General features: G+C 64.4%; 13 protein-coding genes. 8 read left to right on the top strand and 5 right to left on the bottom strand.

Annotation, left to right across the window (positions count from 1 at the left end):
• Positions 1–165 precede the first annotated feature (165 nt).
• Complete coding sequence (locus NKH33_RS17535; protein ID WP_352472689.1) at positions 166–1,662, bottom strand: FAD-linked oxidase C-terminal domain-containing protein; 1,497 nt, start codon at positions 1,660–1,662, stop codon at positions 166–168.
• Positions 1,663–1,798: 136 nt separating this feature from the next.
• Positions 1,799–3,133: a DUF3422 family protein gene (locus NKH33_RS17530; RefSeq protein WP_352472690.1), complete on the bottom strand. Its 1,335-nt coding sequence runs from the start codon at positions 3,131–3,133 to the stop codon at positions 1,799–1,801.
• Between the two features lie 212 nt (positions 3,134–3,345).
• Here NKH33_RS17530 and NKH33_RS17525 point away from each other — a divergent pair, with 212 nt between their 5' ends.
• Genes NKH33_RS17525 through NKH33_RS17515 form a run of 3 tightly spaced genes read left to right on the top strand, consistent with a single transcriptional unit; the run spans position 3,346 to position 6,151 of the window.
• Complete coding sequence (locus NKH33_RS17525; RefSeq protein ID WP_352920783.1) at positions 3,346–4,149, top strand: FadR/GntR family transcriptional regulator; 804 nt, start codon at positions 3,346–3,348, stop codon at positions 4,147–4,149.
• 56 nt (positions 4,150–4,205) lie between these two features.
• Positions 4,206–5,342, top strand: coding sequence for an alpha-hydroxy acid oxidase (locus NKH33_RS17520; protein WP_352472692.1), 1,137 nt, complete (start codon positions 4,206–4,208; stop codon positions 5,340–5,342).
• A 38-nt stretch (positions 5,343–5,380) separates the two neighbouring features.
• Positions 5,381–6,151: a metallophosphoesterase gene (locus NKH33_RS17515; protein WP_352472733.1), complete on the top strand. Its 771-nt coding sequence runs from the start codon at positions 5,381–5,383 to the stop codon at positions 6,149–6,151.
• A gap of 28 nt (positions 6,152–6,179) precedes the next feature.
• Here the strand turns inward: NKH33_RS17515 and NKH33_RS17510 are convergent, their stop codons facing one another.
• Together NKH33_RS17510 and NKH33_RS17505 are read right to left on the bottom strand one after the other, a co-directional pair.
• Positions 6,180–6,320: a hypothetical protein gene (locus tag NKH33_RS17510; protein ID WP_292664785.1), complete on the bottom strand. Its 141-nt coding sequence runs from the start codon at positions 6,318–6,320 to the stop codon at positions 6,180–6,182.
• A gap of 287 nt (positions 6,321–6,607) precedes the next feature.
• Complete coding sequence (locus tag NKH33_RS17505; protein ID WP_352472693.1) at positions 6,608–7,306, bottom strand: type 1 glutamine amidotransferase; 699 nt, start codon at positions 7,304–7,306, stop codon at positions 6,608–6,610.
• A gap of 74 nt (positions 7,307–7,380) precedes the next feature.
• On the opposite strand from NKH33_RS17505, the gene NKH33_RS17500 reads away from it, so the two are divergent.
• From NKH33_RS17500 to NKH33_RS17485, 4 genes are all read left to right on the top strand, one after another.
• Positions 7,381–8,028 carry a hypothetical protein gene (locus tag NKH33_RS17500; RefSeq protein WP_352472694.1) on the top strand — a complete coding sequence of 216 codons (648 nt, stop codon included), beginning with the start codon at positions 7,381–7,383 and terminating at the stop codon, positions 8,026–8,028.
• A gap of 32 nt (positions 8,029–8,060) precedes the next feature.
• On the top strand, positions 8,061–8,795 hold the full coding sequence (locus NKH33_RS17495; RefSeq protein ID WP_352472734.1) for a 16S rRNA (uracil(1498)-N(3))-methyltransferase: 735 nt from the start codon (positions 8,061–8,063) through the stop codon (positions 8,793–8,795).
• Between the two features lie 185 nt (positions 8,796–8,980).
• On the top strand, positions 8,981–10,354 hold the full coding sequence (locus NKH33_RS17490; protein ID WP_352472695.1) for a glutamate--cysteine ligase: 1,374 nt from the start codon (positions 8,981–8,983) through the stop codon (positions 10,352–10,354).
• A 102-nt stretch (positions 10,355–10,456) separates the two neighbouring features.
• The gene (locus NKH33_RS17485) at positions 10,457–11,518 is read left to right on the top strand and encodes a DUF937 domain-containing protein (RefSeq protein WP_352472696.1); all 1,062 of its coding nucleotides are present in this window, start codon (positions 10,457–10,459) and stop codon (positions 11,516–11,518) included.
• A gap of 177 nt (positions 11,519–11,695) precedes the next feature.
• Here NKH33_RS17485 and NKH33_RS17480 read toward each other — a convergent pair whose 3' ends face one another.
• Positions 11,696–11,986 carry a DUF1127 domain-containing protein gene (locus NKH33_RS17480; RefSeq protein WP_352472697.1) on the bottom strand — a complete coding sequence of 97 codons (291 nt, stop codon included), beginning with the start codon at positions 11,984–11,986 and terminating at the stop codon, positions 11,696–11,698.
• A gap of 233 nt (positions 11,987–12,219) precedes the next feature.
• Between NKH33_RS17480 and NKH33_RS17475 the strand changes: the two genes are divergently transcribed.
• Entirely contained in the window at positions 12,220–13,176 is a 957-nt protein-coding gene (locus NKH33_RS17475; RefSeq protein ID WP_023680469.1) for a LysR substrate-binding domain-containing protein, read from the top strand.
• The last annotated feature ends 36 nt before the right edge of the window (positions 13,177–13,212 follow it).

The following is a 13,212-nucleotide window of genomic DNA, read 5'->3' as shown; positions in this document are numbered from 1 at the left end:
CTTGCCGGACATCTCCCCCTCAAGGGGGGAGATCGGATGCTGCGTCGGGCTTCGCCAATCTCCAGTGTTAACGGGAGGGCGAGGCGCCGAAGCTGCCAATCTCCCCCCTTGAGGGGGAGAAGTCCGGCAGGACAGAGGGGGGTGTTCAAGCGCTAACATACGCGCTCAAAACCTCGGAATGTCCGGAAACGCCACTTTCCCGCGATGCACGTGCATCCGCCCGAGCTCGGCGCATCGCCTCAATTGCGGGAAGACCTTGCCGGGATTCAAAAGATGGTTGGGGTCGAAGGCGCATTTGACGCGCATCTGCTGGTCGAGGTCGATCTGGTTGAACATTTCCGGCATCAGGTCGCGCTTCTCGATGCCGACCCCGTGCTCTCCGGTCAGCACGCCACCGACCTTGACGCAGAGCCGCAATATGTCAGCGCCGAAACTCTCCGCCTTGTCGAGTTCGCCCGGCACGTTGGCGTCATAGAGGATGAGCGGGTGCAGATTGCCGTCGCCGGCGTGGAAGACATTGGCGACGCCGAGCCCGTATTTCTGCGACAGTTCGCGCATGCCGGCGAGCACGCGCGGCAGTTCCTTGCGCGGGATGGTGCCGTCCATGCAGTAGTAGTCGGGCGAGATGCGGCCGACCGCCGGGAACGCCGCCTTGCGGCCGGCCCAGAAGCTCAGCCGCTCCTGTTCCGACTGCGACGTGCGGCATGTGGTCGAGCCGTTCCTAAAAGCAATGGCTTCGACCAGGCCGATCAGATGGTCGACCTCGACACCCGGCCCGTCCAGCTCGACGATCAGCAGCGCCTCGACATCGAGCGGATAGCCGGCCTGGACGAAATCCTCGGCGGCGTGGATGGCCGGACGGTCCATCATCTCCATGCCGCCCGGAATGATGCCGGCGCCGATGATGTCGGCAACGCATTGGCCGGCCTGCTCGCTGGTCGGGAAACCGATCAGCAGGGCACGCGCCGTCTCCGGCTTCTTCAGGATGCGTACGGTGACCTCGGTTACGACGCCGAGCAGTCCTTCGGAGCCGGTCATGACGCCGAGCAGGTCGTAGCCTTCCGCGTCGAGATGGCTGCCGCCGAGGCGCACCACCTCGCCATTCATCAGCACCATCTCGATGCCGAGCACATTGTTGGCGGTGAGACCGTATTTCAGGCAGTGCACGCCGCCGGAATTTTCCGCGACATTGCCGCCGATCGAGCAGGCGATCTGGGAGGATGGATCGGGGGCGTAATAGAAGCCCTCCTGCTCGACGGCGGTGGTGATGCCGAGATTGGTGACGCCGGGCTGGGCGACGACGACGCGGTTCTGAAAATCGATCTCGAGGATGCGGTTGAAGCGGCTCATCACCAGCAGCACCGCGTCTTCGAGCGGCAGCGCACCGCCGGAGAGCGAGGTGCCGGAGCCGCGCGGCACGACGCGGATGTTGCGGTCGCTGCAATATTTCAGCACCCGCGAGACCTGGGCCACGGTTTGCGGCAGTACAACGACGAGCGGCAATTGCCGGTATGCGGTGAGCCCGTCGCTCTCGAAGGCGCGCATGGCATTGGCGGCGTCGACGACGCCCTCGCCCGGCACCATGATGCGCATATCGGCGACGATCTCGTCGCGCCGGCGCATCGTGGCGTCGTCTGGTTTCGGCATGGCAAGGCCGGACATCGACAGCCTCCTTCGATCGACTGGTAAAAATCTTTTACCAGCGACGGTGGTCGCTTGCAAATGCCGCTTTGGCCGGGATGAGAGGCCTATGGCCGAGACAGCCTTCCGCAGCGGCAATCTGCCGCTGCGCCCCACACTACTCGCCCGGCTGCTTGCCTGGTTCGGAGTGCATGCGGCGGACGCGGCGCACGCCCCACCAGACGAGCACGACCGCGAGCGGCACCGAGGCGGCGGTGACCATTTCCGGCGCGAAGGCATGGCCGAAGATCGAGGCGCCCTTGGCGACGTAGCCGATGAGGCCGACGACATAGTAGGAAACCGCGGCGACCGAGAGCCCCTCCACCGTCTGCTGCAGCCGCAATTGCAGGCGGGCGCGATTGTTCATCGATGCCAAAAGATCGCGGTTCTGCTTCTCGACCTCGACGTCGACCCAGGTGCGCAGCAGTGTGGTGGCACGGGTGAGCTTCGTCGACAGGTTGGCCTGACGCTCCTCGACCGAACGGCAGGTACGCATCGCCGGCGCCACGCGGCGCTGCAGAAAACCGCCCCAGGTGTCGTAGCCGGGCACCGCTTCTTCGTCGAGCGCCTCCAGCCGTTCGCGCACGATGCCGTCATAGGCGCGGCTGGCGCCGAAGCGGTAGAGGCTGGAGGCGGCATCGGCCTCCAGCTCGGCGGCCAGTTCGGTCAAGTCGGCAAGCAGCGTCTGGCTGTCGCGGGTCTCGGCGACCTTCATTTCCAACGTGGTCTGGGCCAGCCTGTCTTCGATGCGGCGGGCGCGACCGGACAGCGTCAGGGCCAGCGGCAGCCCAAGCATGGCCAGCGTGCGGTAGGTCTCGATGTCGATCAGCCGCTGCGACAGTGCCCCGGTGCGCGCCGGGGTCAGGCCGCGGTCGAGCACCAGCATGCGGGTCAAGCCGTCGCCATCCTGACGGAAATCGGTGACGATGGCCGCGTTGCCGCGCTCGACCAGCGAATAGCACAGGCTGGTCGGGTCGAAGCCGGCGATCAGTTTTTCGTTCGCCGGCGTCCATTTGCGGATCTCCAGCCTGATGCCGGAAATCACCGTGCCCGGCGGCGAAAACCCGTTGCCGAAGGGTGTGTCTTCTTGCCCCCTGCCGTTTTCGGCGAGCGGGCCTTCCCAGAGATAGGTCGAGAATTCCGTGTGGCGTTCCCAGCGCAGCGAGCCCTTGCCCCATTTCATCGCGTGGTGGCGGGCGTGAGGGTCGGGCGCGGCGATGCCGAGGCGTCGCGACAATTCGGAAAGCACGGCCTGATCGATCCCGGATCCAGCTTCGGTCATGAAGGAAAGCTGCACCAGCACGCGCGGCTTTTCGACCAGCGGCTGCGGCCGGGCGTGGACCTCGCCGAGCGCGCCCGGCCGACCTTCATGCGCCGGAAAGCCCATGACGGTGCCGCCCACGGCTTTGGCGCGCAGCTGGAATTCGAGGTTGGAAGGGTCGGCGTCTGGCACGGCTGGTCCCCCGGGCTTCTGTGAGCCCTTTGGCAATGATGTCCCTCTAGAGGCAATCGTCAGGGGACGCAAACGCCCAATTTAGCTGAAGATGATATGGCGCCGCGGCTGTGAAACGGACCCGGCCCCCGGCGAATTGGATAAATAATTTGACCAGTTGGCGACGCCGGCTTTATCTTGCGCGACATCGGTTCAACCCCCAGGCATCCCGTTTGAGCGACATTTTCTCCCGGATCGAGCATTCGCGCACCGCCGACGAGGTGGTGCAGCAGATCGAGAGTCTGATCCTCGAAGGCGTCCTGCGCACCGGCGACCGGCTGCCGGGCGAGCGCGAACTGGCGCGCCAGTTCGAGGTGTCGCGGCCGATCCTGCGCGATGCCTTGAAAGCCTTGGAAGGGCACGGGCTGTTGACGACACGGCCAGGCGGCGGCACCCATGTCGCCGATGTCATCGGCCAGCTGTTCACCAAGCCGGTGACCGACCTGATCTCGATGCATCGCAAGGCGGTGACCGACTATCTGGAGTACCGCCGCGAGATCGAGGCGGTGGCGGCGGAATATGCGGCGCGGCGTGCCACATCGGACGATCTGGCGCTGCTCGACCGCATCATGGCACGTATGGACGAGGCGCACCGGACCGGCAATTTCGACGACGAGGCGGAAATCGACATCGAGTTCCATCACGCGATCTGCGAATGCGCGCACAACATCATCCTGCTGCACACACTGCGCTCCTGTTATCGGCTGCTGTCGGAAGGCGTGTTCCAGAACCGGCGGCTGGTGTTCAACGTGCCGGGCGCGCGCGAGGCGCTGCTTTCGCAGCACCGGGCGATCTACACCGCGGTCAAGGCCGGCGATCCGGCTGCGGCGCGGCAGGCGGCGATGGACCACATCTCGTACGTCGAACGGTCGATGGCCGAGGCCGAGCGCAGCGGCGACTGGCAGCGCGTATCGCGGCTGAGGCTCAGGCAGCGCTCCGAGCCCGGTGGCGGTGAGCCGGCAAGAAAACAGCCGTAGGCACCGCCCAGAAAATTCAACGACGAAGCAGCGAAGAACCAGCGGAAAAAAGATCCATGAGCAGCATTCTCACCATCGCCGACCTCAAGGACCTGGCGCGCCGCCGCGTGCCGAAGATGTTCTTCGACTATGCCGATTCCGGCGCCTGGACCGAAAGCACCTACCGGGCCAACGAGGAAGATTTCCAGAAGATCAAGTTCCGCCAGCGCGTGCTGGTCGACATGGACAACCGCTCGCTGGAATCGACCATGATCGGCGAGAAGGTGACGATGCCGGTGGCGCTGGCGCCGACCGGCATGACCGGCATGCAGCATCCGGACGGCGAGATGCTGGCGGCCCAGGCGGCGGAAGAATTCGGTGTGCCGTTCACGCTGTCGACAATGAGCATCTGCTCGATCGAGGATGTCGCGTCGGTGACCAGGAAGCCGTTCTGGTTCCAGCTCTATGTGCTGCGCGACAAGGATTTCGTCTTCGATTTGATCGACCGCGCAAAGGCGGCGAAATGTTCGGCGCTGGTGCTGACGCTCGACCTGCAGATCCTCGGTCAGCGCCACAAGGATATCCGCAACGGGCTTTCGGCGCCGCCGCGGATGACGCCGAAGCACCTGTGGCAGATGGCGACCAGGCCGCGCTGGTGCGTCGGCATGGCCGGGACCAAGCGCCGGAGCTTCCGCAACATCGTCGGCCATGCCAAGGGCGTCGGCGACCTCGCCTCGCTGTCGTCGTGGACGAAGGAGCAGTTCGATCCGCATCTGTCGTGGAAGGACGTCGCCTGGATCAAGGAGCGCTGGGGCGGCAAGCTGATCCTGAAAGGCATACTCGACAGGGAGGATGCGCTGATGGCGGCCAGGACAGGCGCCGACGCGATCATCGTTTCCAACCATGGCGGCCGCCAGCTCGACGGCGCCTCGTCGTCGATCATGGCGCTCGAAGAGATCGCCGACGCCGTGGGCGACGCGATCGAGGTGCATATGGACGGCGGCATCCGTTCCGGCCAGGACGTGCTCAAGGCACTGTGCCTCGGCGCCAAGGGCACCTATATCGGCCGGCCTTTCCTGTACGGCCTCGGCGCACTCGGCAAGGAAGGGGTTACCAAGGCGCTGGAAATCATCCGCAAGGAGATGGACATAACGCTGGCTCTGTGCGGAAAGCGCCTGGTCACCGACATGGGCAAGGATCAGCTTCGGCGCTAAAGTCCCGTGACGGCATGACCACGGAGGCGACGCAGGCATTGACGGAGCCCGGCATCAGTTTCTACGAGGCGCGCGGACCGCAAGGCATGCGCCTTTACGCGATCGGCGATGTGCACGGCCGGCTCGATTTGCTGACAGCCATGCACCGGCGGATCGAGGCGGAGCTCGGTCAAAGGCCGTCGGCCGATTGGCGCGTGATCCATCTCGGCGACTATGTCGATCGCGGCCCGGACTCCAGGGGCGTCATCGATTTCCTGATCGACGCGCAAAGACGCGATCCGCGTCACCTGATGCTCGCCGGAAATCATGATCTCGGCTTTCTCGATTTTCTCGATGTCCCCGATCCGGACGGGCTGTTCATGCGCTATGGCGGCATCCAGACGGCGCTATCCTATGGCGTGTCGCTCGGTGGGAGCAGCGCCTGGTTTGGCCGCGCCGATGCGGCACTGCGGCAAGGGCACGCCGCACTGGTCGAGGCGGTGCCGCAGAACCATGTCGAGTTCCTGCGCTCGCTGCCCTTCTCAGTGACGTTCGGCGACTTCTTCTTCTGCCATGCCGGCATCCGGCCCGGCGTTGCGCTGGAAAGCCAGAGCCGGCAGGACCTGATCTGGATCCGCGAGGTCTTCCACGACCACACCGGCCTTCATCCGAAGATCGTGGTGCACGGTCATACGCCGGTGCCCAAGGCCGAAATCACCGGCAACCGCGTCAATGTCGACACCCTCGCCTGGCAGTCGGGACACCTCACCGCGCTCGTGGTGGACGGCGCGGACAAGCATGTCCTGACAGTGACGGGTGAGCGGGCGTAGGAAACGCGTCGGATTATGAGCAGAGAGGCTAGCGAAGCGCGGCGGTGACGCCGTAGCCGTCAACGGCATTGTGGTCGTTGGCTGCGTCGGCGGAATAAATGCCGAGGCCGCACAAGACGATAGCCGACAACATGACAAAGGACAAAAAGGCTGCTTTCACGGACGTCATCTCTTGTTGAGCTTCCTGCATCTATGCACGAGCGGGTTACCAATGCGTTGAAACGCAAAATACGTCGCAAATGTCGGACGGTTTCGCGCTTCTAGGCATGTTCTGTATCGGCGGTGTGTCGCGCGGGTCACAGGAAAGGTTCATCGCGGTTGCACGCAAGATGCAGAGCGCGCGCCTTTTAGGCTGGCGGACAGACACAGGCCAAGGATGAAACGCGTTATCCCCGGCGGATTTGCCGCCGCGTGCCAAATATGCAACGTCGCCAAATACGTTGACTATATGGGCCGTCAGATCGTCGCCACCCAGGCGCGGGCGATGGCCAGGCCGGCGGCATCGGCTTGCGGTCCGTTGCGGGCCATTTCGTCGTCGAGCCGGACGGCCCAATCCGGATGGCGTTCGGCGATCAGCGGTGCGAAGGACGTGCTCCAGTCGCGAACCATCGGCCGGTCGGCCTCGAAATGAAACTGGAAGCCGTAGACGGCGCGGCCGATGCGGAACGCCTGGTTCTCGGCGACGGCGTTGCCGGCCAGTCGCACGGCAGTCTCGGGCAAGACAAAGGTGTCGTCGTGCCATTCGAAGATCGGGAATTTTTCAGGCAAGGCGGCGAGCACCGGATCGGCCTGCGCCGCCGCGGTGAGCGCGACCTCGTGCCAGCCGAACTCCGACGCGCCGCCGATCTGGTTCTCGCCGCCAAAGGCGCGCGCGACCAACTGGCTGCCGAGGCAGATACCAAGCACCGCGCGATCCCTCTCGGCAAAGTCGCGCGTCAGGTCGAGCAGGCCCGGAAAATAAGGACAGAGCTCGTCGTCCAGCGCATTCTGGGCGCCGCCGAGCACCACCATGGCGTCATGCCCGCCGCTATCTTGCGGCAGCGCGTCGCCGCGGTAGGGACGGCGCAGGTCGATAGCGGCGCCCGCCTCGACAAGGGCCGCGCCGATCTGGCCAAGGCCCTCATTGTCGAAGTTCTGGACAACCAAGACCCGCATCGAAACCTGCTGACATGCAATTGATGCAACGAGCGATATCATGGCACCAGCATTGCAGCCAACAGGGAACGCCTATGCCACTGCAAAACCGGGTCGACCCGTTCGGCGCCATCCATGCCGTGCCGGAGCGCGGCCTGTTCATGGGCAATCGCGGCATCATTCACGACCCCGAGACGAGAACGCTGTTGAAGAAGCGCTGGGCGCTGCAAGCCTGGATCATCTGCGTTTGCGAATTCGGCAACGTGCGGCGCGAGCCGATGGGGCGCAACCGGGCTGGCGGCAAGGCCGGCTGGACCGAGCTGTTTTTCCTCGACGAGGTGACGGCGCTTGCCGCCGGCCACCGTCCCTGCTTCTTCTGCCAGCGCGAGCGGGCCAGGGATTTTGTCCGGCATTTCGGCGACGCCTTCGGCATTGCCGAGCCACGTGCGCCGCAGCTCGACAAGCGCCTGCACAAGGAGCGCCTGGCATCGGGCGGGCGGGCGACGAGACTGGAAGCGGAAGCGCTTGCGGACTTGCCGGACGGCACGATGATCTCGTCAGCAAACAGGGCGTACGCCCTGTTTGACGGCGCCGCGCTGCCCTGGAGTTTCGGCGGTTATGGCGAACCGGTGGGGTTCGGCGGTTTTACCGACGGTCCAATCGGCATGCTCACGCCGGCGACAACTGTTTCGGTGCTGCAGAAAGGCTACGAGCCTGTCTGGCATCCTTCCGCCGAGGCTTGACGCCGAGGGTGACGTTGCCGCATTCCTCGGCGATGCGCGCCAATTACAAGATGCAGCGGCTGTTCGTGCCGGACGGGCTTGGACCGGACATCGAGTTCGACGTCGGCCCGCAGCAGAGCCATTATCTCTCGCACGTGCTGCGGCTCGGCGAAGGCGCCGAAATTCTGGTCTTCAACGGGCGCGACGGCGAATGGTCGGCGGCGATCGCGGCGAAGTCGAAGAAGGCGTTGCGCCTGAAGTTGCTGGCATTGCAGCGGCCGCAGCCGCCGTTGCCCGATCTCGTCTATTGCTTCGCGCCACTGAAGCAAGGGCGGCTCGACTACCTCGTGCAAAAGGCGGTGGAGATGGGCGCCGGCATCCTGCAGCCGGTCATCACCCAGCATACACAAGTGGCAAAACCCGGCATCGAGCGCCTGCGCGCCAATGTCGTCGAGGCGGCCGAGCAATGCGGCATATTGGCGGTGCCGGAGCTGCGCGAAGCGGAAAAATTCGAACGCCTGCTGGCAGGCTGGGACCGGGAGCGGCGGCTGATCTTCTGCGACGAGGATGCATCGACCAACAATCCCCTGCCGGCATTGCAGGTGGTGCGGGAGAGAAAGCTCGGTCTGCTGGTCGGACCGGAGGGCGGCTTTTCCGACGAGGAACGCAAGATGCTGAGAGCGCTGCCTTTCGTTACCGCGATTCCGCTCGGGCCGCGCATCCTGCGAGCGGATACGGCGGCGGTGGCGGCACTGGCGCTGATCCAGGCGACAATCGGCGATTGGTGATCAATTCCAATTACCCGCTGGCTCAGGATTTTTCGCTTGATCGGCTACTGACATTTCGTCCATCTAGCGCCGGCAGTGGCCGCGCGTCCTTTCGGGCGCGCAAAGGACGCTGTAGCATTTGATTGGGCATCTGATCCCTTCCGAAAATCGAAGCCGATTTTCAGGGTCATGTGCGGAGGGCTATTATGGCGCGCGATACAACCGATTTCCGGCCGATCGAAAGCGTCGACGAACTCGTCGAGCACCTGGCCGAAGGCAACAAGCCGCGCGACAAATGGCGCATCGGCACCGAGCACGAGAAATTCCCGTTCTATGTCGACGGCAATGCGCCGGTGCCCTATGGCGGCGAGCGCGGCATCCGCGCCATCCTCGAAGGCATGCAGGACAAACTCGGCTGGGACCCGATCATGGATGCCGGCCGCATCATCGGCCTGGTCGAGCCGACCGGCCAGGGCGCGATCTCGCTGGAGCCCGGCGGCCAGTTCGAGCTGTCCGGCGCGCCGCTGGAGACGATCCACCAGACCTGCCGCGAAGGCAATGCGCATCTGGCGCAGGTGCGCGAGATCGCCGAACCGATGGGCATTCGTTTTCTCGGCCTTGGCGGCAGCCCGAAATGGTCGCTGGCCGAGACGCCGAAAATGCCGAAATCGCGCTACGAGATCATGACCCGCTACATGCCCAAGGTCGGCACCAAGGGTCTCGACATGATGTACCGGACCTGCACGATCCAGGTGAACCTCGACTTCGAAAGCGAAGCCGACATGCGCCGCAAGATGCAGGTGTCGCTGAAATTGCAGCCGCTGTCGACGGCGCTGTTTGCCAACTCGCCCTTCACCGAAAGCCGGCCGAACGGCTTGCAGAGCTGGCGCGGCGAGATCTGGCGCGACACCGACAATCAGCGCTCCGGCCTGCTCGAGTTCTGCTTCTCGCCCGATTTCGGCTTTGCCGACTATGTCGAATGGGCGCTCGACGTGCCGATGTATTTCGTCATCCGCGACGGCCAGTACCACGACATGACGCACATCACCTTCCGCCAGTTCATGGCGGGTGCTGCCCGTAACGACCTGCCGGACGGGCTGCCGACGATGGGCGACTGGGCGAACCATCTGTCGACGCTGTTCCCCGATGTGCGGCTGAAGCGCTTTCTCGAAATGCGCGGCGCCGATGGCGGGCCGTGGCGGCGCATCTGCGCGCTGCCGGCCTTCTGGGTCGGGCTGCTCTATGATGCGGCTGCGCTCGACGCGGCCGAGGCGCTGACCTCGAGCTGGAGCTATGACGAAGTGCTGGCAATGCGCAACGCGGTGCCGGAACAGGGCATTTCGGCGCCCTTCCGCAACACGACATTGCGCGAGATCGCCCGCGACGTGCTTGTCATCTCGCGCATGGGACTGAAGAACCGCGGCCGCAAGAACCGCGACGACTATGACGAGACCTCGTTCCTCAACACGCTGGACGAGGTCGTCGCGCGTGGCACCACCAGCGCCGAAGAGATGCTCTCGGCCTACCACACACGCTGGGGCGGCTCGATCGAGCCGGTGTTCATGGAATACGCATATTAACGCTTCGCTATCCGCTTGGCCGATGGTCCGGCAAATTCGCTTCAATCAGTGATGGAAACGAATTAGGCTTCTCCAACGAGGATTTTCCCGGAGGAGAAAACAATGCCTTCCTTGTTCGATATTCTGGCACAGGCCCAGAACGGCAACGGCATGCAGGCGCTGGCCCAGCAGTTCGGGCTTTCGCAGCAGCAGACGCAGGCGGCGGTCGCGGCGCTGCTGCCGGCCTTTTCGCAGGGGCTGAAGCGCAACACTTCCGACCCTTATGGGCTCGGCTCCTTCATGACGGCGATGGCCAGCGGCCAGCACGCCAAATATTTCGAGGATGCAAGCCGGGCCTTCTCGCCGCAGGGCCTCGATGAAGGCAACGGCATTCTCGGCCATTTGTTCGGCTCGAAGGACCTGTCGCGGGCCGTCGCCAACCAGGCCGCGCAGGCGAGCGGCGTCAGCCAGCAGGTGTTGCAGCAGATGCTGCCGGCAATCGCCTCGATGATGATGGGCGGGCTGTTCAAGCAGACCACCAACCAGCTAGGCGGGCAGATGCATGCGGCAGGCGGTGGCGGTAATCCGCTTGGCGAGCTCATCGAGCAGATGATGCGGCAGGCGGGCGGCGGCGGCCAGGCGCCGGCCCCTCAGCCTGCAGCCCCCACGGATAACCCGCTCGGCAAGGTGTTGCAGGACATGTTCGGCGGCGCACAGCAGCCGCAACAGACGCAGAGCCCTTACGGCGACAACCCGCTGGGCAAGGTGCTGCAGGACATGTTCGGCGGCGGGCAGCAGCCACAAAGCCAGCCGCAGCAGACACAGAACCCTTATGGTGACAATCCGCTCGGCAAGGTGCTGCAGGATATGTTCGGCGGCGGTGCACCACAGCCACAGCAGCCGCAGAACCAACCCCAGCAGACACAGAACCCTTATGCTGACAATCCGCTCGGCAAGGTGCTGCAGGACATGTTCGGCGGTGGCGCACAACAGTCTCAGCCGCGTCAGGCGCCGCAGCAGCCCCAGGCGCCGCAGCCGCAGGCCAATCCGAGCGGCAGGCCGAGAAATCCGTTTGACGACCTGTTCGGCAAGATGTTCGAGACAGGCGCCCAGCAGCGCGACGACTACCAGAAAGGCATGGAGTCGATCTTCGACCAGTTCAAGCAGGGCATGGGCCGGCGCTAGACCAGATACCGGCAACCAATCATCAGTGCCGCCCAAAAAAGAAAGCCCGGTCCTGGGAGGACCGGGCAGCGCGCAGGCTGGCCGGGGGGCATCCGGCAGGGAGTGGGGAGCCTGCGTAACTTGGTGGCGTCGTGCGGCAAAAAGGTTCAACGCGCCCGAACGGCGAAACCCACGCGATCACACGACCTTGCGGGCAATATCCCCGATCGTTTCGGCGCGCTCGACCGCGATGACGCGAAGCCTCTCTGTCGGATCGCGGCCAAAGGGTACACCGACAGCGACGTGCAGGTCGGCGCGGGTCAGGCCGATGTCGGCGAGCTCGGCATCCGACATCTCGCCGAGGCGATAAAAGGCGCGGCGGTTTTTCCAGGCGCGGTAAACATTGGCAGCGGCATTGGCCACGCGCGTCGCAACGGCCGGACGCGAGGTGATGCGCGAGGTCTCGGTGGCGAAATCAAACGTAGCCATGTCGGTCTCCTTCACATTCGAACGGGCGAAACCGGTCGATCGGGCGCTGGCGACAGCGGCCGTTCCGGCTTCGATTCATCTAAGATGATGCATGTCGTTGGCCCAAAACCGGTGACCACTTTTGGGCGACATGCATTAGCTCATATGGACAATCGGAATTTGCCATGGCCCGATTGATTAATCCAACGAATGTTTCTAATCTTTAGCATCAGCATCAATGATGGATTAGGCCAATGAAAGCGCCGCTCGATCTCGATCAGTTGCAGACCTTCATCTCGATTGTCGACACCGGCAGCTTTACCCGCGCGGCGGAAGCGGTGCATCGGACCCAGTCTGCGGTGTCGATGCAGATGCGGCGGCTGGAGGAACGGATCGGCAAGCCGCTGTTCGAAAAAGACGGCCGCACCAACAGGCTGACCGAGGAAGGCGACAGACTGCTCTCCTACGCAAGGCGGCTGCTCTATCTCAACAAGGAAACACTGGCCGCCTTCGACGACCGCCGGCTCGAAGGCACCATCCGCATCGGCACGCCGGACGATTATGCCGATCGCTTCCTGCCAGAGATCATGGCGCGGTTTGCCCGTTCCAACCCGCATGTCGAACTGACCGTTATCTGCGAACCGACGCCGGGACTGGTCGAACACATCAAGCGCGGCAATCTCGACCTGGCGCTGGTGACGCACAACGACGCGCGCGGCCAGTCGGAAGTGGTGCGGCGCGAACCGCTGCTGTGGGTTACCTCGGCCAACCATGCGACGCATGAGCAGCCGATCCTGCCGATGGCCTTCGGCCGGCCGAACTGCATCTGGCGGCGGGCCGCCGCCGACGTGCTCGATCAGCAGAGCCGCGACTATCGCATCCTGTTCACCAGCTTCTCTGCCACCGTCATCGCCGCCGCGGTGCTCTCCGGTCTGGCGATCTCGGTGCTGCCGGAATGCGCCCTGCGGCCCGGCATGCGGGTGCTGGGCGAGGCCGATGGTTTCGGCGCCCTGCCCGATTGCCGCATCGGCATCATGCGCGGTCAGACCTCGCGGCCGGAGATCGTCGACGCGCTTGCGCGCCACATTTCGGAGAGCCTCGACAATATTTCCGTGCCACTCGGCGAGGAGACCGGCACGTTCGATTTCGCCGCCCTCGCCTTCGCCAAGATGAAGCGGACCAAGCCTAACCAGATCCTGCCGGGCTGGTGATCGCGCGATTGAGGCCGACATCGAACACGGCCGCCT

This window comes from Mesorhizobium sp. M1182 (genome assembly GCF_040318335.1).
Lineage (GTDB): Bacteria > Pseudomonadota > Alphaproteobacteria > Rhizobiales > Rhizobiaceae > Mesorhizobium.
The sequence above is the reverse complement of the archived record's forward strand: the minus strand, read 5'-3'. Positions and strand labels throughout refer to the sequence as shown.

Bases quoted from the DNA above. Each gene is read 5' to 3' on its own strand.
- NKH33_RS17535 (WP_352472689.1), bottom strand. From the start codon at position 1,662: ATGTCCGGCCTTGCCATGCCGAAACCAGACGACGCCACGATGCGCCGG.
- NKH33_RS17520 (WP_352472692.1), top strand. From the start codon at position 4,206: ATGAGCAGCATTCTCACCATCGCCGACCTCAAGGACCTGGCGCGCCGC.
- NKH33_RS17510 (WP_292664785.1), bottom strand. From the start codon at position 6,320: ATGACGTCCGTGAAAGCAGCCTTTTTGTCCTTTGTCATGTTGTCGGCT.
- NKH33_RS17505 (WP_352472693.1), bottom strand. From the start codon at position 7,306: ATGCGGGTCTTGGTTGTCCAGAACTTCGACAATGAGGGCCTTGGCCAG.
- NKH33_RS17500 (WP_352472694.1), top strand. From the start codon at position 7,381: ATGCCACTGCAAAACCGGGTCGACCCGTTCGGCGCCATCCATGCCGTG.
- NKH33_RS17495 (WP_352472734.1), top strand. From the start codon at position 8,061: ATGCGCGCCAATTACAAGATGCAGCGGCTGTTCGTGCCGGACGGGCTT.
- NKH33_RS17490 (WP_352472695.1), top strand. From the start codon at position 8,981: ATGGCGCGCGATACAACCGATTTCCGGCCGATCGAAAGCGTCGACGAA.
- NKH33_RS17485 (WP_352472696.1), top strand. From the start codon at position 10,457: ATGCCTTCCTTGTTCGATATTCTGGCACAGGCCCAGAACGGCAACGGC.
- NKH33_RS17480 (WP_352472697.1), bottom strand. From the start codon at position 11,986: ATGGCTACGTTTGATTTCGCCACCGAGACCTCGCGCATCACCTCGCGT.
- NKH33_RS17475 (WP_023680469.1), top strand. From the start codon at position 12,220: ATGAAAGCGCCGCTCGATCTCGATCAGTTGCAGACCTTCATCTCGATT.